General features: G+C 39.7%; 18 protein-coding genes and 1 pseudogene. 12 read left to right on the top strand and 7 right to left on the bottom strand.

The features are described 5' to 3' along the window. Window positions 1-346: 346 nt before the first annotated feature. The 7 genes from atpH to NNJ85_RS07910 all read left to right on the top strand — a co-directional run bounded on the left by atpH (window position 347) and on the right by NNJ85_RS07910 (window position 8,279). Window positions 347-931 carry an ATP synthase F1 subunit delta gene (atpH, locus tag NNJ85_RS07940; protein ID WP_254475046.1) on the top strand — a complete coding sequence of 195 codons (585 nt, stop codon included), beginning with the start codon at window positions 347-349 and terminating at the stop codon, window positions 929-931. After that, the gene (gene atpA, locus NNJ85_RS07935) at window positions 931-2,466 is read left to right on the top strand and encodes a F0F1 ATP synthase subunit alpha (protein WP_254475045.1); all 1,536 of its coding nucleotides are present in this window, start codon (window positions 931-933) and stop codon (window positions 2,464-2,466) included. Before atpH ends, atpA begins: the two co-directional genes overlap by 1 nt. 20 nt (window positions 2,467-2,486) lie before the next feature. After that, window positions 2,487-3,425: a F0F1 ATP synthase subunit gamma gene (locus NNJ85_RS07930; RefSeq protein WP_254475044.1), complete on the top strand. Its 939-nt coding sequence runs from the start codon at window positions 2,487-2,489 to the stop codon at window positions 3,423-3,425. A 19-nt stretch (window positions 3,426-3,444) separates the two neighbouring features. Next, the gene (gene atpD, locus NNJ85_RS07925; RefSeq protein WP_254475043.1) at window positions 3,445-5,052 is read left to right on the top strand and encodes a F0F1 ATP synthase subunit beta; all 1,608 of its coding nucleotides are present in this window, start codon (window positions 3,445-3,447) and stop codon (window positions 5,050-5,052) included. Between the two features lie 125 nt (window positions 5,053-5,177). After that, on the top strand, window positions 5,178-5,594 hold the full coding sequence (atpC, locus tag NNJ85_RS07920) for an ATP synthase F1 subunit epsilon (protein ID WP_254475042.1): 417 nt from the start codon (window positions 5,178-5,180) through the stop codon (window positions 5,592-5,594). Window positions 5,595-5,618: 24 nt separating this feature from the next. Then, window positions 5,619-7,250: an MFS transporter gene (locus NNJ85_RS07915; protein ID WP_254475040.1), complete on the top strand. Its 1,632-nt coding sequence runs from the start codon at window positions 5,619-5,621 to the stop codon at window positions 7,248-7,250. Window positions 7,251-7,274: 24 nt separating this feature from the next. Further along, complete coding sequence (locus NNJ85_RS07910) at window positions 7,275-8,279, top strand: HlyD family secretion protein (protein ID WP_254475038.1); 1,005 nt, start codon at window positions 7,275-7,277, stop codon at window positions 8,277-8,279. Between the two features lie 902 nt (window positions 8,280-9,181). Here NNJ85_RS07910 and NNJ85_RS07905 read toward each other — a convergent pair. After that, complete coding sequence (locus NNJ85_RS07905) at window positions 9,182-9,622, bottom strand: EexN family lipoprotein (RefSeq protein WP_254475036.1); 441 nt, start codon at window positions 9,620-9,622, stop codon at window positions 9,182-9,184. A gap of 35 nt (window positions 9,623-9,657) precedes the next feature. Here NNJ85_RS07905 and NNJ85_RS07900 point away from each other — a divergent pair, with 35 nt between their 5' ends. After that, entirely contained in the window at window positions 9,658-9,819 is a 162-nt protein-coding gene (locus tag NNJ85_RS07900; protein WP_254475034.1) for a hypothetical protein, read from the top strand. 693 nt (window positions 9,820-10,512) lie between these two features. Here NNJ85_RS07900 and NNJ85_RS07895 read toward each other — a convergent pair. Then, on the bottom strand, window positions 10,513-10,800 hold the full coding sequence (locus NNJ85_RS07895) for a hypothetical protein (RefSeq protein ID WP_254475032.1): 288 nt from the start codon (window positions 10,798-10,800) through the stop codon (window positions 10,513-10,515). Window positions 10,801-11,724: 924 nt separating this feature from the next. On the opposite strand from NNJ85_RS07895, the gene ispG reads away from it, so the two are divergent. Both ispG and NNJ85_RS09770 read left to right on the top strand, forming a co-directional pair. Then, a complete protein-coding gene (gene ispG / locus NNJ85_RS07890) occupies window positions 11,725-12,966 on the top strand; it encodes a flavodoxin-dependent (E)-4-hydroxy-3-methylbut-2-enyl-diphosphate synthase (RefSeq protein ID WP_254475026.1) in 1,242 nt (413 codons plus the stop codon). Window positions 12,967-13,793: 827 nt separating this feature from the next. Then, a pseudogene (locus NNJ85_RS09770) lies at window positions 13,794-14,959 on the top strand (MFS transporter). A 203-nt stretch (window positions 14,960-15,162) separates the two neighbouring features. On the opposite strand, the gene NNJ85_RS07880 reads toward NNJ85_RS09770, so the two are convergent. Then, the gene (locus NNJ85_RS07880) at window positions 15,163-16,065 is read right to left on the bottom strand and encodes a polyprenyl synthetase family protein (protein WP_254475024.1); all 903 of its coding nucleotides are present in this window, start codon (window positions 16,063-16,065) and stop codon (window positions 15,163-15,165) included. 442 nt (window positions 16,066-16,507) lie between these two features. Between NNJ85_RS07880 and rpmF the strand changes: the two genes are divergently transcribed. Next, complete coding sequence (gene rpmF, locus NNJ85_RS07875; protein ID WP_005774555.1) at window positions 16,508-16,687, top strand: 50S ribosomal protein L32; 180 nt, start codon at window positions 16,508-16,510, stop codon at window positions 16,685-16,687. Between the two features lie 893 nt (window positions 16,688-17,580). Here rpmF and NNJ85_RS07870 read toward each other — a convergent pair. The 3 genes from NNJ85_RS07870 to NNJ85_RS07860 form a co-directional block, all read right to left on the bottom strand. Further along, complete coding sequence (locus tag NNJ85_RS07870) at window positions 17,581-18,165, bottom strand: CarD family transcriptional regulator (RefSeq protein ID WP_005774557.1); 585 nt, start codon at window positions 18,163-18,165, stop codon at window positions 17,581-17,583. Between the two features lie 304 nt (window positions 18,166-18,469). Next, window positions 18,470-18,811 carry a ferredoxin FdxA gene (fdxA, locus tag NNJ85_RS07865; protein WP_254475023.1) on the bottom strand — a complete coding sequence of 114 codons (342 nt, stop codon included), beginning with the start codon at window positions 18,809-18,811 and terminating at the stop codon, window positions 18,470-18,472. A gap of 21 nt (window positions 18,812-18,832) precedes the next feature. Beyond that, window positions 18,833-20,419, bottom strand: a complete 1,587-nt coding sequence (locus NNJ85_RS07860) for a hypothetical protein (protein WP_254475022.1) — start codon at window positions 20,417-20,419, stop codon at window positions 18,833-18,835. A gap of 584 nt (window positions 20,420-21,003) precedes the next feature. Here NNJ85_RS07860 and NNJ85_RS07855 point away from each other — a divergent pair. Beyond that, a complete protein-coding gene (locus tag NNJ85_RS07855) occupies window positions 21,004-21,915 on the top strand; it encodes an RNA polymerase factor sigma-32 (protein ID WP_254475021.1) in 912 nt (303 codons plus the stop codon). A gap of 136 nt (window positions 21,916-22,051) precedes the next feature. Here NNJ85_RS07855 and NNJ85_RS07850 read toward each other — a convergent pair whose 3' ends face one another. Beyond that, complete coding sequence (locus tag NNJ85_RS07850) at window positions 22,052-23,644, bottom strand: M48 family metalloprotease (protein ID WP_254475020.1); 1,593 nt, start codon at window positions 23,642-23,644, stop codon at window positions 22,052-22,054. Window positions 23,645-23,687: the final 43 nt, after the last annotated feature.

Below are 23,687 nucleotides of genomic sequence, written 5' to 3'. Positions count from 1 at the left end.
GAGGAATAATCTTTAAAGAAGAACCGTTTTTGGGGGTGGCAAGAGCGTTTGAAGTACAATAAAAAACGTGAAAATTGCTTATGAAAATGTCAAAAAGAGGCATAAAAAAACCGTGATGCTATCCTGCAGATCTAAAAAAAATCCTTTTCAAAAATATTTTGAATATTTTATTTAAAATTTTTAAAAAGCAGCGATTTGTGGTGTTGCGAGTCGGCTATGTCTATGCTAGAAACCAAATGGTTTTTGTTCTAGGTTTTAAGAAGAAGATTCTTAAGATTGAGAATGTCTGTTTCATTATCATCTGATAAATATCAGAGAATCGCTCAAGGGAAAGAGGCGGTATTTCGTGTCGGATTCATTTTCTCTCATACCGCTGCCGTTGGTAGATCAACGCTATGCGCAAGCGCTTTTTAATTGCGTTCAAGAAGCAGGAAACGTTGAAAAAGTTGAAAAGGCAGTGGAGGATTTTTTGCTTGTCTTAGAGCAAAATGAGGATTTAAAACACTTTGTGCTCAGTCCATTCTTTTCAGTCAAAGAGCAAATTAAGGTGATACAATCTGTTTGTGAAAACATCAAATTTGCTGATAAAGACGCAGGACAGATTGTTGGTAATTTTTTACGTGTTATTGCTGCAAACCGTAGGCTTAGTGCCGTATTTGGTATTTTAAAGGCTTTTCAGCGTCATGTCGCACGCGTTCGTAGGCAAGTTACTGCGCAAATTGTTTCTGCACATCCGTTGAATTCTCAACAAAAACAAGAGTTGTGTGAGGCTTTGGAAGGTGTCGTTGGGGGAAAAGTTTTGCTCCACATCATTGTGGATCCAACAATTCTTGGTGGATTAATCGTTCGTGTCGGGGCGTCTCAAATTGATACGTCTCTTCTCACAAAATTGTCTTCGCTTAAGCTTGCATTGAAAAAAGAGGTCAGCTGATGGATATTAGACCATCTGAAATTTCAAAAATTTTAAAAGAGCAAATCAAAAACTTTGACCAAAAGGCTGAGGTTTCAGAAATTGGTTGGGTTCTCTCTGTGGGAGATGGTATCGCTCGCGTTTATGGTTTGGATAATGTTCAAGCTGGGGAAATGGTTGCTTTTCCAAATGGTGTGCGTGGGATGGCGCTCAATTTGGAAGTTGACAATGTCGGTGTGGTCATTTTTGGCTCAGATCGCGAGATTCGTGAAGGGGATTGTGTCAAGCGGTTGGGCGCTATTGTGGATGTCCCTGTGGGGCCCGCTTTGCTTGGTCGTGTGGTTGATGCTCTTGGAAATCCTATCGATGGTAAAGGACCTATTAAGGAAACAGAGCGTCGTCGTGTTGATGTTAAGGCCCCAGGGATTATTCCGCGTCAGTCTGTGCATGAGCCTATGTCAACCGGATTAAAAGCTATTGATGCGCTCATCCCCATCGGACGGGGACAGCGTGAATTGGTGATTGGTGATCGCCAAACAGGAAAAACAGCGATTTTACTCGATACCTTTTTAAATCAAAAGCCTTTTCATGAAAAAGGGGCTGGACGAGAGCAGGACAAAGTTTATTGTATTTATGTGGCTATCGGTCAAAAACGTTCGACGGTGGCACAATTCGTTAAAGTTTTAGAAGAACGTGGGGCACTGGAATATTCTATTATTGTTGCGGCAACTGCTTCTGATCCTGCTCCCTTGCAATTTATTGCACCTCTTGCTGGATGCGCGATGGGTGAATATTTCCGCGATAATGGGCAACATGCTTTGATTGGTTACGATGACTTGTCAAAACAAGCAGTGGCTTATCGTCAAATGTCTCTTTTGCTGCGTCGTCCGCCGGGGCGTGAAGCTTATCCGGGAGATGTTTTCTATCTTCATTCACGTCTTTTAGAACGGGCGGCAAAATTGAATGCGGAAAATGGATCAGGGTCATTGACAGCTTTGCCGGTCATTGAAACGCAAGCAAATGATGTTTCGGCTTATATTCCAACAAATGTGATTTCCATTACTGATGGGCAAATTTTCTTGGAAACCAATTTGTTCTATCAGGGTATCCGTCCTGCTGTGAATGTTGGTCTTTCTGTATCGCGTGTTGGTTCGGCAGCACAAATTAAGGCAATGAAACAGGTTGCTGGATCGATTAAAGGGGAATTGGCGCAATATCGTGAAATGGCTGCTTTTGCGCAGTTTGGTTCTGATTTGGATGCATCAACCCAGCGCCTTTTAAATCGGGGAGCACGCTTGACAGAGCTCTTAAAACAGCCACAATTTTCTCCACTCAAAACAGAAGAACAAGTGGTGGTTATTTTCGCAGGGGTGAATGGCTATCTTGATTCTTTAGCGGTTTCTGATGTTGCACGGTTTGAGCAAGGGCTTTTGGTGCTTTTGCGGAGTGATTATCAAGATCTCTTAAAAGCAATTGCTGAGCAAAAGCAGATAACAGATGAGCTAAAAGATAAGTTGATAACTGTTCTTAACACCTATGCGAAAAATTTTTCGTGATGAATTGATGGAATGCTTGAATGGCCTCACTAAAGGATCTTAGAGACCGTATCGCTTCGGTTAAAGCAACACAGAAAATTACCAAAGCTATGCAGATGGTTGCAGCAGCGCGGTTGCATCGTGCGCAAGAGGTGGCACAATCGGCACGTCCTTATGCAAAGAGAATGGCCGATATTTTAACCAGTGTTGCTGCTGATGTGGATGGTGTTGATGCACCGGCTCTTATGCGTGGGACAGGGCGCGATGATGTGCATCTTTTGGTGGTGTGTACGGCTGAGCGCGGTTTATGTGGTGCTTTTAATGTGCAAATTGCTCGTCGTGCTCGTGAGCAAATTAAAACGCTGTTGACTGCTGGTAAAATTGTGAAAATTATCACTGTGGGCAAAAAAGGTGCGGATATCTTATCGCGTGATTACAAAAGTTTGATGATTGATCACATTGATTTACATGCTGTAAAGCGAATTGGTTTTGCAGAGGCGATGATGATTAGTCAATGCATTGTTGATTTGTTCAATGAAGGCGCTTTCGATGTCTGTACGTTATTTTATTCTGAATTTGTTTCCGTGATTAATCAGCGCCCAACAGCTTTTGGCTTGATTCCAATGGGGGCTCCAAAAGCAGCTGTTGAAGCAATAGATGTTGGGGAGCAGACAGAGCCTAAAGGTTCACAAGGGATTGTGTCTGAGGCAATTGTTCATGAGGCGGTTGTTTATGAGTATGAACCTGATGCGGCTTCTCTTTTAGAGGCGCTGGTGCCACGCAATCTTTCAGTGCAAATCTTTCGAGCTTTACTCGAAAATGTTGCTGGTGAAATGGGCGCAAAGATGACAGCTATGGATAATGCGTCGCGTAATGCGGGTGAAATGATAAATAAATTGACGGTGGCTTATAATCGTCAACGTCAGGCACAAATTACCACAGAATTAATCGAAATTATTGCGGGCGCTGAAGCGCTTTAAATGGAAAAGGTAAGGATTGATGGCAAAAGCAGTAACCTCAAGCAAAGGAGCAGAAAAAGGTGAAAAAAAGAAACCAGCTGCTCGTTCCGGTGTGAAAAAAGATGCTTCGAAATCTCAAGTGGATGTAAAGGTTTCATCTGCGCCTGCACGTCGTGTTGCTAAAGATACGCCGGTGAAAAAAGAACAACGTGCAAAAGGCGCTGTTGGTGAGATCAAGCAGGTTATTGGTGCTGTCGTTGATGTGCAATTTGAAGGGGCATTACCAAATATTCTCAATGCTTTGGAAACAGAGAATTTAGGCAATCGCTTGGTGTTAGAAGTTGCACAGCATTTGGGTGAAAATACTGTGCGTACGATTGCAATGGATACGACCGATGGTCTGATGCGAGGACAAAAGGTTGTGGATACAGGAGCACAGATTAGCGTTCCTGTAGGAGAAGCGACCTTGGGACGTATTATGAATGTGATTGGAGAGCCGGTGGATAATGTGGGTCCAATCCCTTCAACTAAGACACGTTCTATTCACCAAGAAGCACCTGAGTATATTGAACAATCGACCGTTTCGGAGATTCTTGTTACGGGTATTAAGGTCGTGGATTTGTTAGCCCCTTATTCAAAAGGGGGTAAAATTGGCTTGTTTGGTGGTGCTGGTGTTGGAAAAACCGTTCTCATTATGGAGCTTATCAACAATATTGCAAAGGCACATGGTGGATATTCCGTGTTTGCTGGTGTGGGAGAACGGACACGTGAGGGAAATGACCTTTATTACGAAATGATCGAAAGTCGCGTGAATGTGAATCCAAAAGAAAACAATGGTTCAACAGAAGGATCAAAATGTGCGCTTGTTTATGGGCAAATGAATGAACCACCAGGAGCACGTGCGCGTGTGGCTCTTTCAGGATTGACCATTGCAGAAAGCTTCCGTGATGAAGGACAAGATGTCCTCTTCTTTGTGGATAATATTTTCCGTTTCACACAAGCAGGGGCTGAGGTGTCTGCTCTTTTAGGACGTATTCCCTCTGCTGTCGGGTATCAGCCTACTTTGGCAACGGATATGGGTGCTTTGCAAGAACGTATTACCAGTACAAAAACAGGCTCTATTACTTCTGTTCAGGCGATTTATGTTCCGGCTGATGACTTGACAGATCCAGCACCGGCAACATCTTTTGCCCATTTGGATGCCACAACTGTTCTTTCGCGCTCTATTGCGGAAAAGGGGATTTATCCAGCTGTGGATCCGCTTGATTCTTTCTCGCGTATGTTGGATCCATTGATTGTAGGGGAAGAGCATTATACGGTTGCTTGTCAAGTGCAAACCATTTTACAACGTTATAGAGCCCTTCAGGATATTATTGCTATTCTTGGGATGGATGAGCTTTCTGAAGATGACAAACTGCTGGTGGGACGGGCGCGTAAAATTGAACGTTTCCTTTCGCAGCCTTTCCATGTGGCGGAAGCCTTTACGGGTTCGCCAGGGAAACTTGTTCCTTTGGAAGACACAATCAAAGGCTTTAAAGGTCTTTGTGCGGGCGATTATGATGACTTGCCAGAAGCTGCTTTTTATATGGTGGGTTCGATTGATGAAGCCATTGAAAAGGGAAAACGTCTCATGGTAGAGGCTTCTTGAATTAGAAGCTTCTTACTTAAGGAGAAATCTGTCGTGAATATTTGTCGTTAAATAAGGGCAAGTTGTTGAAAAAGGTAAGTTGTTAAAAAGGGCGGAAAGCCCTTCTGGGTAGTGTGGAGACTTTTGTGGAAAACAATAGAGAAGAGCATTTTTTGTTTGAGCTTGTATCGCCTGAAAAAATTGTGTTTTCAGAGCAGGTTGTGTCTGTTGTTCTTCCTTCAGCTTCAGGGGCTTTGACCGTGATGGCACATCATGCACCATTGGTGGCAAGCATTGTGTTGGGGGGTGTTCGTGTTCGCACCTCTGCGGGAGAAAAGCTTTTTGCTGTTTGCGGAGGTGTTGCAAATATTACCTTTTCGGGTTGCTCTTTATTGGTCGAGCATGTTGTGGCTGTGGAGCATCTTTCTTTTGATGTCTTAGAACAGCAAATCTTGCAGGTTCAAGCAACGTTAGAAGGGGGAACGAGTGATGCGGATAATCCTAAAATCGAGGCTTTTTTCCAGCAATTGTCAGCGGATGGTTCTGTGTTGATAGAAGCGTAGCAGGGTATATTAGGAAAAGGTGACATGAGCGGAAAAAAAAGTACGGTTGTGTCTGCCAAAAGGGGCGGAAAGCCTTTTCCTCGTCCTGGTCGTGTTTTTGCGGGACCTCTGCCGAAATGTTTTGTTTATATTTTTGCTTCTCTTATTTTGCAATGGGCTTATGGCTTGGGAGCCAATATTGTTCAGTCTAATATTGTTCATCTGACCGGGGATTTTCACGCAACTTTGGCCGAAACAACATGGTTGGTTGCAGCCTATATGGCACCAAATGTCAGTGTGGCGATTATGTTGATCAAAATTCGCTATCAATTTGGATTGCGTGCTTTTGCTGAACTGTCAATCCTTGGCTTCGTTTTGGTTTGCGCGTTGCAGCTCTTTGTGACTGATTTGCGTTCTGCGCTGATTATTCGCTTTTTTGCTGGGATTGCTGCTGCGCCTTTGGCTTCGCTTGCGTTGCTTTATATGATGGAGGCTTTTGCGCCAGCAAAAAAGTTTACTGTTGCTCTTAGTTTGAATTATATGAATGCGGCTTTAGCAGCACCTTTATCGCATTTGATTTCTCCTGATTTGCTGGAAAATGGTGGTTTTTCCAGTCTTTCTGCTTTGGAAATGGGGTTGGTTCTCATCAGTTTGGTCTGTATCTATACTTTACCTCTGACCCCTGTTGTCCGGAGTAAGGTTATTCAAAAGTTAGATTGGATAAGCTATGGTTTGATTGCTCTTGGTCTTGGTCTTAATGCCGTGATTATGTCTGTTGGCATCTTGTATTGGTGGTATGAAGCGCCATGGATTGGTTGGGGGCTTGCACTGGCTATTTTCTCTTTGGCTGTTGCTATTATGATTGAGCTTAATAGAGAAAAACCATTGATTGATCTGCGTTGGATTTTCAGTAAAGAAATGATTCAATCTGTTTTTATTTTATTGATTTTTCATGTTTTCTTGTTGGAACGATCCAATTTGCCCTTCGGTTTTTTTAATCTTTTTGGTTTGCTCAATCGTGAGATGGCGTCCATGTATTTTGCAGTGACATTGGGGACTCTGTTAGGGGGGGCTGTTTGTGTGTTTTTTTTACGAGCAGGGCGTGAGGATTATTTTTATTTGTTATCTTTGGGTTGCTTGGCTCTTGGCGCTTATTTAGATAGCCGTGTAAATTATTTAACGCGTCCGCAAGATATGATGTTGAGCCAAGGATTGGTGAGTTTTAGTTATGCGCTTTTTTTGCCTCCTGCGCTTTTTAAAGGGTTTGCGATCGCTGGTGAGCGAGGACCGCGTTATGTTTTGAGTTTTATTGCTGTTTTTTTGCTCACACAAGTAACGGGGGGATTGATGGGGTCGGCTTTTTTTGGCAGCCTGCAGTTTTATTTTGCCCATAAAAACTTTGAGTCCTTAACACAAAATATTGTTGTGACTGATCCGCTTATTTCTGGTGAGATGAATACTTTATTTTCACCTTCTTATGGTACTTCTGTTGCTCATGGCTTGGGAAAAGATCAGGGGACTTCTCTATTAATAGAGAAATTTAAGTTAACAGCAAATATTTTTGCTTATGATGACGTTTTTCGGCTTTATTTTTATATTTCAATGGTTGTATTCGTTATTTTTCTTGTCACAATGATTGTTAAGTCATGCTCTGTGCGTGCATTAGAAAAAGAGTGATGTCATAGAAGAGGGGTGCAAAAAATGATAAAAGCATTACGGTCAAAGGCTACGATTGTTGCATTCCTGTCAGGTATTACGGGGGTTTTGCTGATTTTGTGGGCTTGGAGACTTCCTCCTTTTGTGAGCAATATTCAAATAACGGATAATGCTTCCATTAAAGGCGATGTTACTTTGGTGAGTTCACAGATCTCTGGGGTGATCGCACGTATTTATGTGCAAGATTATCAACGCGTTGAAAAGGGAATGCTGCTCTTTGAGCTTGATGATTCTCTTTTTCGTCAGCAGCTTGCACGAGCACAGGCTGTTCTCGATTCAAAAAATGCAAAATTGGCCAGTATTGAATTGCAAGCACAGCTTTTGCAGGGTGAAATTAATACAGCAGAAGTCGAATTGGCCCGTTCACGAGCATTCTCCAATGTTGTTCCTGATAAAAAGTTAGGCTTTGGTGATGCGGCAAGTGCTGTTTCTCGTCCTCTTTCACAACTCTTGGCGGCATTGGAAACAAAACGGCAATTGCAAAAACAATTAAATCTTGAACGGCAAAGTTTACAGTCAGAAGTTGCGGGCGCAAAAGTGGGTGTTGAGTTGGCAAAACTCAATCTCGATCATACAAAGATTTTATCGCCTCGAACAGGCTATATTGGATTGGTTGGCGCTAGGGTAGGACAATATGTTATGCCGGGGACGCAATTGGTCTCCGTCATTTCTGATGATATTTGGATTATTGCTAATTATAAAGAAACGCAACTTTCTCAGATGCGTGTGGGACAACCGGTTGTTTTTTCTGTTGATGCATTGAACAACAAAAAGTTAACAGGGCGTGTGGTTCGTTTTGCTCCAGCGACAGGTTCAGAGTTTTCATTGTTAAAAACAGATACGACAATTGGTAATTTTATCAAAATTGCGCAACGTATTTCAGTACGGATTGCTTTAGATCCTGGTCAGGAAGGGATTGAAAAGCTCATTCCTGGGATGTCTGTGGTGACATATGTGGATACTTCGCAGCGGGTTGATTCTGGAGGATAAAATTTTGGGTTTTTTCAATTTAATTTTTATACCGTTTTCTTATAGCAAGTGGTTGTTCACTTTAGAAGATTTTGTTTGGTTTGTAATGATCTATCTTTTAAAGCTCTTAAAGCTCTTAAAACTCTTATTGGTTATGATGTGAAATAATGCTCTACAAAATATTAAAGCGCATGTCTCTTTAATTCCTTCCATTTCTTTTGAAATAACTCAGTCGAGGGGAGAATTGATAAGGTGCTTGCTATACTCTCGCAACAGCGTCCTTTGAGGTATTGTGATGTGGGGCGGTATGGGTGAACAGTGAGAAGGGCTTGGCTGGAAAAATGCCAGATGAGTATTTCAGTTGGGTAAAATTCTCTTCCTTTCAGGTGCGGGGGAGGTGCTTCTTTTTTATTCGAGTGTATTCCTTGTGGGACATTTGCAATAGCATGAGGCAAGTCATTAATATATCTCTGATATGTATGTTGTCATTAGCAATGTGTACTATGTGTGTAACAATGATGCTAAGTTTGAAACCTGTATTGCTATAGTTTTACAGTGACGAACGTATAATATAATATTGTAATCTATAAGTAGGGTGTACAAGATGCGGTTATCCGAGTAGATAAAACAAATAAAAGATGTGGTGTTGTATATCATAATTGTAAGGGATTAAACTGTTATCTCTTTGGGTCAATATACCTTTTATTTCTATCGTTCTTTAAATACTCCTCTCTTCACTTGTGTGTTTTGATAAGTTCTTGAAGGGCGCTTAAAGGCATTATTCTGTTGCTGATAATCTATTTCCCCTTTTTTATTTCTATGAAACTTGAGCACAATTTTTAAATTGTGCTCTATTATGATTTTTTGTAATCAATTCTGATCAATCGAGCTAAAGGCAATGTTGCCATAAATATTTTTCTGATTTAGTCGTTTTCTTGTTGTTTTTCAGTTTGTTCTTTAGGTTCAAATATTTTATGAATATTCTCTTCTTGTATTCTCTGTAATTCTTCAAGTTTAGCTCGTCCTCTAGCTTCACTTTCAGTTCTCTGTTTTTCAGCGTCAGCTTTCCACTTTTCATCTTCTTCTTTTCTTGTAGCTTCCTCTTCTTTTTGCTTTTTTTCCCATTCTTCTCTACGTTTACGGTTTTCTTCTGCAGCTTTTTTCTGACGTTCTATAGCTAGTTCGTGATCGGCTATTCGTACGTTTTCACAATTTTTTGAAGTTCCTGACCATCCACATCTCACTGCCCATTCTTCGAATAATTTTTTATCTTTTTTAAATTCTGCTACGCTGTAGTTTTTTTCGCAAGCAGCAGTGATAATGGCAGTGCACAACAGCAGTGCTGTGATAATGGTTTTGTTCATGATTTTGCTCCTTTTTTCAGTTTAATGATCACGAAGTGATTGGGTATAATCTTTGTGTCGTTCTCTATCATTCTTTCATTTCACGTTCTTCTTTTGCTTGTTGGATTATTGCTGAAGCTTGCATTTGTAGAACTCGCGTTCGTAAATCTGCAGGACTGCGTATTGTGCTTGAATGGGTTGAAATCGATCATTTTTAGGACTTTTAAGTTGGTCAATGAGCTGTTGAATGGTTTTTTGTTTTTCACGCACTTTTTTGTAAATAGCTTGTCTTATTTGTTCTATGTTTTGGCAAAATGCGTTGAAAAAAAATGGAAGAATTGCTGCGAAGGAATGTATTTGAAATTCAAAGGATGTTGTACAGACGGCTGTTGCAAAACATTCTTTTTGTCTAAAGGAAAATTTTTGTAAACAAGATCTGTTCGTAAGAGACGTGTAAGTTCTCAATATCAAAATATCCCCCTTTCCCCAATTACAATGATAAATAAAAATACATAGAGTAAAATTATAATGTTTTCCATTATTAATTTGTTATTTTAAGTCTATATCTACAATGAAGCTTGGAGAAGTTTGAAATTAAATTGGGTTGTTATTTTACAGTGAATATTCCCTCCTTTGAGGTAAGGGATCAGATGTGTTTAACACACTAAATATTCGTATGGGGTGCATATCAATGGCAGAGTTTTCTTTCTTTAGAAATACTGTTCTTTTAGTGTGGTGGTGTGGATTGCATGCGTGCAGTGATCCCGCTAGATCAAAAGCTGAATGATAGACTGTAGGGTGAAAAATTTATCCTTTTGGTGCGTAAGGTTAGGGGACGTAAAGTATATGCTTTATCAACGATAAAAAATGCCCGCTTTGAATCGGGCATGAAAAGGGGGAAATTATTGGTGTTAGTAATTTTTGCGTATGAGTAAGACGCTTGCTAAAACTAATCCTGCAGCTAATGCGAGGGTTTTTTTAGGATTTTCTTTTGCTTTTTTCTTTAATTCTGTTGCCTGTTCGTTGAGGTGATAAAGCGCATGACGGCCCTTTTGTTTCCACGTGTTAAAAAGCTCAGAAATATTTTCAAAGTTATCATTTTGAGAACTCCAGCGATTTACAGGAACGAGTTCTCTTTTTAATTGTGCAATACGTTTTTTAATTTTAGTATTTTTGGCATTGGTTGAAAATAGGCACATCTAGTTGACTCCTTCATGTATTAAATTGTTCATGACAGTTGGAATTGTATTTGGGGTTTTGCTATAACGGCTTAAAATTTGAAAGGTTGCATTGATTATGCGGCTTGGGGGTATATTGTTTGGGGGGGGATTATGTGGCTCGGGCGTGAGGTAAAAATTTAAGCGTTTTGCTTTTAATGAGGCATTTCTCAACGGATTTGCATTTATTTCATGATGGGGGTGAAGGATATAAGATAAAATCTCTTGCAAAGAGTAATCCCTCGTGAGGGGTATCAAGCCCGATGCGTATATTCCCCCATCATTACTTCTTAAAGGGATTAAGTTGGTCTCTTCATTTTCTTGTGCTTGTTTCAAAGTGTTGCGATCGCTTTTGGAGACAGTTCTTCAAGCATTTTTACTTTTTTAGTTTTTATCTCCATGGTCGCTTTTAGGTGTGTAAGGGACATGGTTTGTATTGATGATGAACAGATTTAAAATGAGAGAAGCTGATGATGTTTAAGTTTTTTTATTCGAATTTGTAAAAAAGAGATTATTATAAATCAATATGTTGTCTTAATTAGGTGGTATTTTTTATGCATTTTTAAAAATTGTGCTTTGATAAGCGTATTGTAAAATATTGTTTTTTGGTGACGTGGATGTAAAGTATAGGATGCCACTAAAGGTATAGTCTTATCCTTGTTTGATTTCAGTTTCTTTTTGAAGCAACCAAGTGTAAAAGTGTGAATCTGAACAGGCGTGGTAGGATTTATCTGGGCATCTGTGAAATGGATCTCGCTTATGGGCTTAAATTGCATCAGAGGTAACAGATGGGACTTTAAGCAATCTGTTAAGATTGGTGGGCGGTGTATGTTCGTCCTTTGAAGCACGGAGAAAGTCAATGTCAATGATGACTGATAGTGCGGATTTTAAAAGTTTGAGGACTTGATGAGCACGACCTATTTTTTATCGAAACCTCTTGAGCGTCGTCACTCTGTTGGCGTCGTTGTTGGTGATGTAATGGTTGGGGGGCAGAGCCCGATAGTTGTACAGTCAATGACCAATACAGATACTGCTGATGTTGATGCAACCGTTTCTCAAGTGGCTGCTCTTTGGCGAGCGGGTTCACAATTGGTTCGTATTACGGTTGATCGTGATGAAGCGGCGGCAGCTGTCCCAAAAATACGTGAGCGATTGGAGCGGTTAGGATTTTTTGTCCCATTGGTTGGAGATTTCCATTATATTGGCCATAAGCTTTTATCAGAGCATCCGGCATGCGCTGAGGCGCTTGCCAAATATCGCATCAATCCTGGAAATGTAGGTTTTGGTGCGAAAAAAGATCGTCAATTTGCAGAAATTATTGAGATTGCTTGTCGTTATCATAAACCTATTCGCATTGGCGTGAATTGGGGTTCTCTTGATAATGCGTTGTTAACACAGCTTATGAATGAAAATGCGAGACAAGAAAACCCTTTATCGGTTGCTGAAGTGATGCGGGAAACAGTTGTGCAGTCGGCTATACAGTCGGCTCTTTGGGCTGAAGAGATGGGATTGGGGCGTGATAAAATTATTCTTTCTGCTAAAGTGAGTGATGTTCAAGATCTTATTGCTGTCTATATTGCCTTGGCAGAACGTTGTGATTATGCTCTTCATTTGGGATTAACGGAAGCAGGGATGGGAACAAAAGGTGTTGTGGCTTCTTCGGTGGCTTTGGGCATTTTATTACAGCAAGGGATTGGCGATACAATACGGATTTCTTTGACGCCGGAACCGGGTGGGGATCGGACACGAGAAGTAAAAGTGGGGCAAGAACTTTTGCAAGTGATGGGGTTTCGGCAATTTTTGCCCGTAGTTGCAGCTTGCCCTGGATGTGGGCGTACAACTTCAACGGTCTTTCAGGAATTGGCGCAAAAAATTGAAACGGACTTACACAAAAATATGCCCGTTTGGCGTGAAAAATACCCTGGAGTTGAAAGTTTGAAGGTTGCTGTGATGGGATGTATCGTCAATGGACCGGGAGAATCAAAACATGCGGATATTGGAATTTCATTGCCCGGAGTGGGAGAAAATCCAGTGGCACCCGTTTTTATTGATGGACAAAAGGTAAAAACTTTGCGGGGTGATCATATTGCTGAAGAATTCGAGGGGCTTTTGAGTGATTATATTCATAAACGCTTTGGACAAGGTTAAATAATTGCACAAGGTTGAGGTAAAGAGGATAAGTTGTTTTAAAAGGTATCTCTTAAGGTTTCCATTTCACGATGGGGTTTATGAAATGCTATAATGGTAAAGTTCTCGTGAAGGATATAAAACTTATAGAGCGAGCATCCTTTCATCTTTTAAGTTTAATAAAAGAACAACCAGCTGCATATGCTTACGCTTGCTTCCCATACAGTTCTAATATCTGAGACGCTACATAAGAGGTATTTTAGTTTTTACTCACATGCTATCTCCGTTTGTAATAGGGTCAGTTAAGTGATTTGAATTGATGCACTATGAGTGGGGAAAGAATTTTACAATATTCAGGATGCTCATTCGACATGCAAAACAATGAATGATGATTATAAATCAATGTATTGTTTGTTATAGCTTGCTTTGACTACCGTAAAGATCTTGGATCATTTATTATTTCAAATAAAACCAGCTGTTATGCATTTTATCAGAAGCCTATGACGAATATCGATGCGTTTGAGTTTGTTAAGACTATTCAGCAAAACGATATGAAGACTTTGATAGATCCGTATAATGCGGTGGCTGGTTCTTTGGCGGTTCTTGCGTTCGTGGAATAATAGATTTTGACAAAAGAAAAATTATAGAAAGAACGTGATTTATTCATTCTTTCTTTCGGTATTTTGGGGAGCATTCTTCCGATATTTTCAGGCATTTTTCCGGATATAAAATTGATAAAACTGAAGATCCTTATAGCGGTTATTGCCCTATTTGTAATAAAATGTGAGCTTTTATATTTATATAAATGATGTATATGGATGCCTTTTTTGGCGCTATTGGGGGAATGAATGACAAGTATATTAGCCTTTGGCTTTTTATTTAACGGTGTAAGAATTTTAACAGGCGCCTTTATTGTCTTTTATATGCTTGAAAAAGGCTTAACGCTTATTGATATCGGGATCATTAAGTCATTTCAGGCTTTTATTATGATGGTTACCGATATTCCTTTGGGGTATTTTGCCGATCGAAAAAGTTATAAAATATCAATCGTTTTAGCGGCGGCTTTTGCTGCTATATGGCTCTTTCTTATGGGCGTTTCGACAAGCTTTTACGGTTTTCTTGTGGCAGAATCTTTTAATGCAGTGTCGCTGACATTGATTGCGGGGGCTTATAATGCTTTACTTGTTCAATATGCAAAAGCAAAAGTGACATCGACTAAAAAAGTGTTGGGATTAAGTTCTCAATATAATTATATTGGCATGTTTATCTTTAGTTTGATTGGTGCTTATTTTGCTGATTATTCGAGCCAATCTATATGGTATATCGCAGCACTTTTAATGTTGATGACAACATTCTTTGGTTTATTTTTTCTTGATAACCTCAAAGGAAAAAAAGACCTAGTCATGTCAATTCACTTCAGACACATTCTTTCATTTGTGAAGCTAAAAAGATGGTCTCTACTTTTGTTCAAGTTCCTTATATCTCTTTATGCTTTTATTTGTCATTGATTTTTTTCAATATCTTTTCACAATATTGGCAGTGGATCTTTAAAGATCATCATATTCATGTCACTTATTTTGATCTTGGGGTGACATTTTCACTGATATTGCTCTCTCAGCTCTTGGCGAGTTTTTTCTTTACAAAACTCAGTGAGAAGATAAATTTTGTTTTATTGTTGTTTCTTTCAGCCTCTCTTATTTTTACAATGGCTTTCTTTGAGCCAAGAAAAGAAATTGCTGTCATTTTAGTCTGTATGATTTTTTATCTTATTAAGTATAATTGTCTTCGTGTGGAAGTTATTCTGCATGATTGTATGAGTGATCATTTCAGGGCGACATACGAGTCTTTCTTGTCAACCGTTGGAAGACTGAGTCTCTTGGTATTTTTTTACATGAGTGCATCTATGGTCAATAGGTTTGGCTTTTTCTCACTCGTTTATATTTTTGCTCTTTATTTATTGATTTACTTGTTGTCCGTATTTTTTTTAGAAGGAACGCGCAAAAAAGTTCAATGAGATTATTATTACACGTGTGTTTTGTAAATTCATGTGCTTGTTTTAATGTACCTCTTCAAAGTTTGTCATATTCATTAAATGATGGGACCAATAATATCATGGAAATCAATGGTAAGATTTTTGAAAAAATCTCTTGGATATTTAACAAAGAGGATGGGTGTAGGCTCTGTACAATAGAGCGGAATATAATAGGGCAGATGATGTTAATTTTTGCGTGTTGCACTAAAGCGAGCTGCCTGTTGGAGAGGGAGTGCTTTGATACCAAAAGGGTGTAAGAGGGCTTCTGCTTTTGTGATGAGGGCATCTCGCTTTTTTTGGGTTTCTTCAATGCCATAGAGACGAACAAAAGTTGCTTTTTGTGCTGTTTCATCTTTCCCAGCGGTTTTTCCTAAAGTCTGTGTGGTGGCAGTAACATCAAGAAGATCATCCGTTAATTGAAAGGCTAGACCAAGGTAGGTTCCAAAAGCCGTCAACTTTGTTGATAATTCTTCTGACGCATTGCCAATGATGGCGCCTGCTTGGCAAGCAAAGTTTATCAGAGAAGCTGTTTTCATGCGTTGTAGTGTGATGATGTCAGTACTTGCTTGTGGTCTTTTTTCTGCTTCAATGTCAAGCATCTGTCCCCCTATCATACCACCAAGTCCTGATGCTTGTGCAAGTGCTGTGATCAATTTTATTCTCATCTCTATCGACAGCGCATTGGCTTTATGGGCAATGATTTCAAAGGCAAATGTCAAGAGTGCATTGCCTGCTAGAATTGCTGTTGCTTCATCAAATTCTATGTGGACAGTGGGTTTTCCACGCCGGAGGGTATCATTATCCATGGCTGGAAGATCATCGTGAATGAGCGAATAACAGTGAACACATTCTAAGGCACATGCAACATCAAGCGAATGCTCTACAGGGATATCAAAAAGTGCAGCACTTTGAATCACAAGAAAAGGTCGCAGGCGTTTTCCTCCGTTCAGCACCCCATAGCGCATGGCTTTGATTAAGTTTTCAGGGCGTGAAATTTCACCAGTTTGGAGGTGATCACTTAACAGTGTGCTCAGTCGATTTTCAACGCTTTGACCATGTTTTGCAAGAAGAGTGGTAAATTCGTGCATTCTTGCTTCCTTTGTTTTTATGAAAATGAAATGATGACGTTCAAAGAGAGAGACTATTGCTTTTTCTTGTGTTCATCAATGGATGTAGGTTTTTATTAAAAATCAATTTCTCTTTATTATGCGTATCTTTGCTGTATGCACAAATTCCTTTTAAAGCCAAATAAAATAATGCTAAATAAAAAATTAAATGTTAGTCTTATGAAAATACTTTCATGGGTGTATAAAACTCATAAACTTTGTGGTGCTTTTGCTCTTCATTTGGTCATTGTGATATCATTTTTGATAAAAGGAAGGTTATTTTTGGTAAGAGGAAGATCATTTTGACATTGCCTCTTCTTTTTTATCAGTATATAATGCCCTTAAATTTTATGGTGTTTTTAAATGAAGCATTGTCATTTTTGACATTGCTTTTTCTATTTTAATGGATTTGGAGTGTCTTTTTATGGCTGTACCTAAACGAAAAACCTCTCCAGCGAAGAGGGGCATGCGCCGTTCGGCTGATGCTCTGAAGGCGCCGACTTATATCGAGGATAAAAATTCTGGTGAATTGCGTCGCCCTCATCACATCGATTTGAAAACCGGAATGTATCGTGGACGTTCCGTTTTAGTGGTTAAGGACTGAGTCTTTTATTTCTCTGTCTATACCGGTAAGATCCTTTTGATTGATGGGTGAATGTGCGTTCTCGAGCGTGCATTTTCTGCTATTTCCTAGAATAGAGGGTAAGCTTTTGTTGGGAGAGATGATTCTATTGGGGGGATGCTTTTCTTGTTCTTTGATGAGATCACAACCATCATGTAAAATAAAACGCCCCAAAAAGGATATCCTTGTATGTACATCTATGTGTTTTTTTTAAGAACTTCTTGTAACGTGTTTTTTAGCTCATTTCACGACAGTGCTTCGTTAAGGGTATAATGATAGAGCTCCTAAAATAATATAAAATTTATTTACCTTTAAGTTGCATAAAAGCGCAAGCTAGTACTGTCACACTTTGCGAGCTCGTGGGTGTGCAAATAGCTTTTAACTCTTGAAACGATTCATAAGAGACATGCCTTTTTTGTAAAGTTTTTACTCACGCAACCTTTCCGCTTGTAACGGGTAAGCGAGTGTTTTTAATTGATTCAACATAGAATAGGTTGGAAACAAAAGAACTTTACGATAGTCGAGATTTTAATTCAATATAAGACAAAATGATAAATTATCTTTATAAATCAATATTTTGAATTACATGGGATGTGTGAGGGGGCATTTGAATGGTTTAATGGGAGAGAAGCTTTCTGTATTTAGACTGATGATTGAAGATAAAAATGATATCTTATGATGATGAGTCAATGAGCTCGCTATGAAATAAAACGCATGAAGCAGTGGCGATTGTGATTTGTCGAAAAGTTAGAGTGTTTATTGGTGCTTTAAGAAGCTTTATTCTTGAGAATACAGAGGATTATAAAAAAATAAAACCAGCAAAAAGCTGGTTTTATCAAAATATCTTGTTGCTATGAAAGAGTGTATAGAGTGTATTATGCAGCGTAGACAGCTTCGCTGTTTTCAGCTGTTTCTTCTCTTTCAGTTTTAAATTCGCGTTTTGGCTTGTTGGAGAGATGCATCTCGATGAGATTAATCGCTTCTGTTTCAGAAAGGCTATTAATAACCGCAATTTCACGAGCCATTCTTTCAAGGGCAGCAGTGTAAAGTTGACGTTCAGAGTAGGATTGTTCAGGCTGTAGGTTAGAGCGAAAAAGATCACGGACTACTTCAGCGATACAAATAAGATCTCCTGAGTTGATTTTCGCATCATATTCTTGAGCGCGGCGGGACCACATGGTTCGTTTAACGCGTGCTTTTCCGCGTAAAACTTTTAACGCGCGTTCGACGGAATCTCCAGCAGATAATTTACGCATTCCAACGGAAAGGGCTTTGGCAATAGGGACTTTGACATCCATTTTATCTTTCGCAAAATGAATGACAAAAAGTTTTAATTTATGTCCTGCAACTTCTTGATCTTCAATCGCTATAATTTGTCCTACACCATGCGTGGGGTAGACGATATATTCAGAGGTTGCAAATTCTTTAGTCTTTGAGGATGTTCCATGTTGGGATGCCATAATTTTAGTTTACTCCCTTATGATCAACAAATGCATCGGAAAACAGGTTATAAACCTGAGGGTTGAGTTTTCTTTAACCAAGTATATTATACCAATTAAGTGAGCATAAAAGCCGAGTACTTTTAAATCCAAAAAAAATACATTGCTTTAATAAAAAAAGCAAAGAAAAATACTTAGAAAGATGATCATGCTAGAATAACACTAACATCAAACTTCAAAAGAATCAATCATTTCGCTTGAGGATTTTTTATTTTTACAAGGGAAGTCTTTCAATTGTTGAAGGAGAGCGCTGTACACTGTAGCATTACTTTTCTCCACTTCCTGGATTTTCTGAAAAATACTTTTCGAATTTGTTTGGAACGCCATCCATTTCTTTGGCTTGAGGAAGAGGCTCTTTTTTTGTGGTTAAATTGGGCCATTTGTTTGCGTAATGAAGATTAAGTTCTAACCACTTTTCGAGTCCTGGTTCTGTATCCGGTATAATGGCTTCTGCTGGGCATTCGGGTACACAAACACCGCAATCAATGCATTCATCAGGATGAATGACCAACATATTTTCACCTTCATAAAAACAATCAACAGGACAAACTTCAACGCAATCCGTATATTTGCAGTGAATGCAGTTGTCGGTTACGACGTGGGTCAAGATCAAACTCCATTTGTTACTTTAATGCTCTTTAGAGGAAAGTGTGTGTGTGTTTTGATGATTGGTGAGTTGATCGCGTAGCACAGCTAATTTTGCAAAAGGTGAATCAGGGTTAAGACGTTTTTCTGTTCGAAAAGGCTTATAATTTGCACGTTTGTCTTGGGATTTATAAAACTTATGAGAACGTTTTGTTGGTGAGGGGGCTTCTTGAAGGAAATTTCCATTCGCGTTGTCCCCTGTTTTTACAGAACTCTTCAGTTTATTTTTCCATTTATGTCCAGATTTATCTCGTTTTTTTTGTGTGTGATGGTGAAATTGATGCTTATAATGCCATAATAAAATAACTTTATCTTCTGCTTTAGAGAGGGCAGGCTTGGAAAAGTTTCCAATAGGTTCAGCGGCTGGTAAACAATTGGTTTTATGGGGGGCTTTTTCAATATGAGAGGATAAAGTCTTCAGGGATGAGGTATTTGTTTCTTCATGTATTGTTTGTGAAGTTCTGATTGTTTTCCATAGACTACCAACGCATTCTGCGGGCCGAACCTCTTGTGTTGTCGCAGCCACAGGAAAAGAGCTTTGCTCTGCAAGAAGATTTTGTTCAAAAACAGTATTGCTTATGCTGTATGATTGGTAGCCAAGTCCTTTGAGGATTTCTTCCATATCGTTTCCATTGGCTCCAAGAATGGACATCATGGCTGGGGTCACAAAAAAACTTTTACCATCATAGGCACCATCAGGTTTGGAATCACTTCCTTGTTTCCACTGAAGGGCGGGGCGGATGAGATTGGCAAGACGTTCTAAAATATCAATCCGTACGGCACGTTGCCCTAAAATCCGGTAACCGGCTAATTGATAAAATTGGCGGTTATAGGTAGGGTCAACAATTAAAGAGGTACGACCAGCAGACAATGCTGTAAAAATTTCACCCAAACCCGTTTGGTCTTGTCCCGCGTTTTGAAGATTCCACAAAAGGGTAATGGCTTGAACTGGAGCGGGTTTAAGCATTCCGGAAACATAGATATGAAAAGCACCAAAACGCACCCCTAGACGCCGAAGTACGGCACGTGATTCTTGCGCAAGGTTTTTGACAAGGTCTAAAACTTCGCGACGGGGTAAAACCCCTAAAGCGTTAAACAGTTGTAAGGCAAGATTACTGGTTGAATCTGTTAAATTATCGGCATTGCGTAAATCAAAAAGGGGCTTTAAAGCTGTCTCAAAATGAAAGGTTACAAAGCGTTCTAATCGTTTTATGACATTGTCACGGGATTCTCCGGTGAGTTGTGTGTCTGCTAAAACAATCAGTTTGGGTTTGAAAAAATCTTCTGTCGCAACAAGTTGCCCCACAGGTTGGCCAATCCAGCGCACAATACCATCTGAACTGAGGGTAAAATCACCATTTGCACAAGCACAAAAACGTGTCGCGCGTTTGGAAAACGCAAGAATCAAATTCTCATTCTCTGTTGAGCATTGCTGCTCACCTGTTTGATCGCTATTGTTTTTGTTGGCATAAAAACGAAAACCTTCAAATTTACCCCTTCCGTATTTTTCAATGAGAATATCATCCTGAAGAATCTCATTCTGTTGAACAATCTTGCTATCCATGATCATTTTCTTTCTCAGTGTGACACTGGTAAAAAGCCTTTTGCGACAACTCCATAATGCTGTTCTTTCTTTAACACGTTTGTTGCGCTTGCTTCAATCATTCTTGTCGTTTTTTGATGTTTCTTTTTGCGTCTTTAAAACTTAGAGGCTGCTTTTTTATTCAGTTTTTATTCAGTTGGGATAGTTTATATTTGTAGATTACACTTATTGGTTGTAATGTAAAGCTGAAAGCGTAAAAAGCATAAACAGATTCTCTAAAATTAAAAGGAAATGGAATCGGTCATCAAAAAAAACAGCATGTATTTTGTCTGAGCATTTTATTTTTTTTACTATTTTGTCATGAAAAGTGAAGAGAAAGTTTTTTTCAAATATTTCATAGGCTAAAAGGCATATTGTAGGGGCATTTTGCAGGTGAAATTATGTCTTATGACAAGAAGTTTTACCATGATCATGAAAAAAACAATTGCGATTATAAATTTACACGCTAAAGTAGCACACACACAAGCGGACAACTTTTGAGTTCTTTTTAAGAAAGAAGAATGATGTCGTTACCAAATCAATTTTGATAATTTTAATCGCAAGGGGTTATTATGGGTAATCTTTCAAATGCTGTTTATAAAAGCAGCAAAAATTATGGCGATGCAGACAAAAGCCTAGGACGGAATATGATGCGTTCTGCTATGCAAGCACCTTATCTTGAACGACAAAAAGAGCATGATTTGGCTCTGCGATGGAAAGATAAACGCGATGATGATGCCATGCATCAAATTGCCGCAGCTCATATGCGTCTGGTGATTGCTATTGCGAACCGCTTTAAACGTTTCAAAATGCCCTTGGGGGATTTGGTACAAGAAGGGTATGTGGGACTGTTGGAAGCGGCTGCGCGTTTTGAACCTGATCGGGAAGTGCGTTTTTCAACTTATGCAACATGGTGGATACGGGCTTCTATTCAAGATTATATTTTGCGAAACTGGTCAATCGTTCGAGGGGGAACTAGTTCTTCGCAAAAAGCACTTTTCTTTAATCTGCGGCGTTTGCGCGCAAAACTGGTGCAAGATGATAGTGCTTTGTCAAAACAGGATATTTTTCGTACAATCGCTGAAAAGCTCGGTGTTTCCGTACGCGATGTTGAAACAATGGATTTTCGTTTTTCCAGTTCGGATAATTCCTTGAGCGTTTCTGTTTCTGAGAACAGTGATAATCCCATTGCGAAGATGGATGTTTTGGTCGATGAGAGCCCTCTTCCTGATGCTTTAATTGAGCAAGTGATTGATGGTCAACGACGTACGCAATGGCTTTACGATGCGTTGCAAATTCTCAACGAACGGGAGCTGGAAATTATTCGCTTTCGTCGCTTAAATGAAGAGGGGGCTACTTTAGAAGTTTTGGGTGAAAAATTAGGAATTTCGAAAGAACGCGTGCGTCAAATTGAAGCACGGGCTTTGCAGAAATTGCGTTCTGCTCTTCTTACGGTTCATTCAGAAGATGCTTACGATATATAAGCCATGAAAGGCTTTGTGAGGGGGGAGGTGCGGAGGCGTAGGGCATGAGGAAGCTGGTTGCACTTGCGAATAGGTGTGGGGAAGGCGTGATTAAAGAGAGGCAAAAATCAAGATTGTCGCAGATGAAAAAGGAGCTTTATTCGGTGATAATTTTCACTTTTGTACCAGCACGTAACGTTTGAGTTGGTGAGAGGGCATTGAGAATCCGAAAGAGTTTTTCTTTGTTTGGTGTATCTTGCATTTTATTGGCAAGGTTTGCAACATTTTCTCCTTGTTTAACGCGGACAATACTGATCTTTAAGGGGTTTATTTTTTTTAACTCTAAAGTTGAAAGAGGGTGAAAGCTTTGGATCGTTTTTTGGGCAATTTCTGCAAAATTTTGAGAATTATAGGGCGCTGCCGTCAGAAAACGAAAAATATGATTATTAAACAGAATGACAACCACATCAAATTGCCATTGCTCATGAATCGCACGGGCTTGTGCTCCAAGTAAGTTTTGGCTGAGATGTCCTTGATTAGGGAGACCTTGACGCGTGAAGCCTTGATGAGGGAGCTCTTGAATGGTGAGGGGGCGGATAGATGATGGGTCTAGACCGATAATCCACCCGCTTTTCAAATAATCACTTGCAGACATTCCAGCAATATAGGGGACAGCATCAAAACGAATCGCAATTTTATTGGGGCCACTCGCCCAAACTGTGTGTGCTGAATGCTCTATTGTAAAATTGTTGGGAACAGAAAAAGCGATGCGCCATTGTGGGTGAATAAATTGGTTGCCTCGTACAAACCCTGTGTAAAAGCTTCCTCCAAAAGTCATGCCATCAATGCTTTTGAGAAAAGAATCACGATCGATGATTTGATGGTTCTCTTTACTGATTTTACGGGCTTTTTCTATCGCAAGTCGAATGCGTTGAGGAGTGGTGGGGTGAGAAGCTAGAAAGTCTAAGGAAGCATTTGGGGTACCAGAAATATTCTGAAAAGCACTATAGGCTTCCATTGTTTGAAGAAAGCGCGGTGAAGCAAAGGGATCATACCCTGCTTGTTGGAGCATTTCGAGGGCAAGAGAATCAGCTTCTAGCTCTTGATTGCGGGAAAATTGCGCAAGTTGTTGCTTGTTGTGTATGGGATTGTGATTTTTGCCCATAGAAGAAAGAAAGCGTGGAGACAGGTGATGTGTCATCTTCTTTAATTGGGCTTCTTTTTGTAGCCGTAAAATGCCATGATTAGCTCTGATATGGGCCATCTCATGGGCTAAAATGGCAGCAACTTCTGAAGAATCATTGGCGAGTGCTAGCATACCACGGGTGATGTAGATCGCGCCATTGGGGAGTGCAAATGCATTGACATTTTCTGAGTTTAAAATTGTGACACGATAGCTTTGAGGAGAATGGTGGGAGGCAATGGTTAGTTTACGAATAATTTTTGCTAAAAAGCGTTCAAGTTTTGCATCATAATAAGCGCCACCATACATTTGCAAAATACGGGGGTGTTGCAGAGCGCTTAATGTGACATAGATATTGTTATTGTTGGTGCGTTTGATTGTTTCAGAAGATCTGGAAGAAAGCCTATTATGTTCAAAAAGGGGCGTATGACAAGCTGAAAGGAGAAACATTAAACTGAGGAAAGTTGCTTTATAAGGCAGAGAGCGAAAAAGAAAATTTCGTTGAAAAATGCGGTATGTTGGGTCGCGGTGCAGGTTGTTTCTGCGGGGTAATTTGGCAAATTTCATGTGTATTTTTGTGTCGTGTGTGTTTTTTTTAGAGAAGTTTTAG

This window comes from Bartonella sp. B1098 (genome assembly GCF_944896145.1).
Taxonomy (GTDB): domain Bacteria; phylum Pseudomonadota; class Alphaproteobacteria; order Rhizobiales; family Rhizobiaceae; genus Bartonella.
Note: the sequence above shows the minus strand (reverse complement) of the source record. Positions and strands in the feature narration are given on the sequence as shown.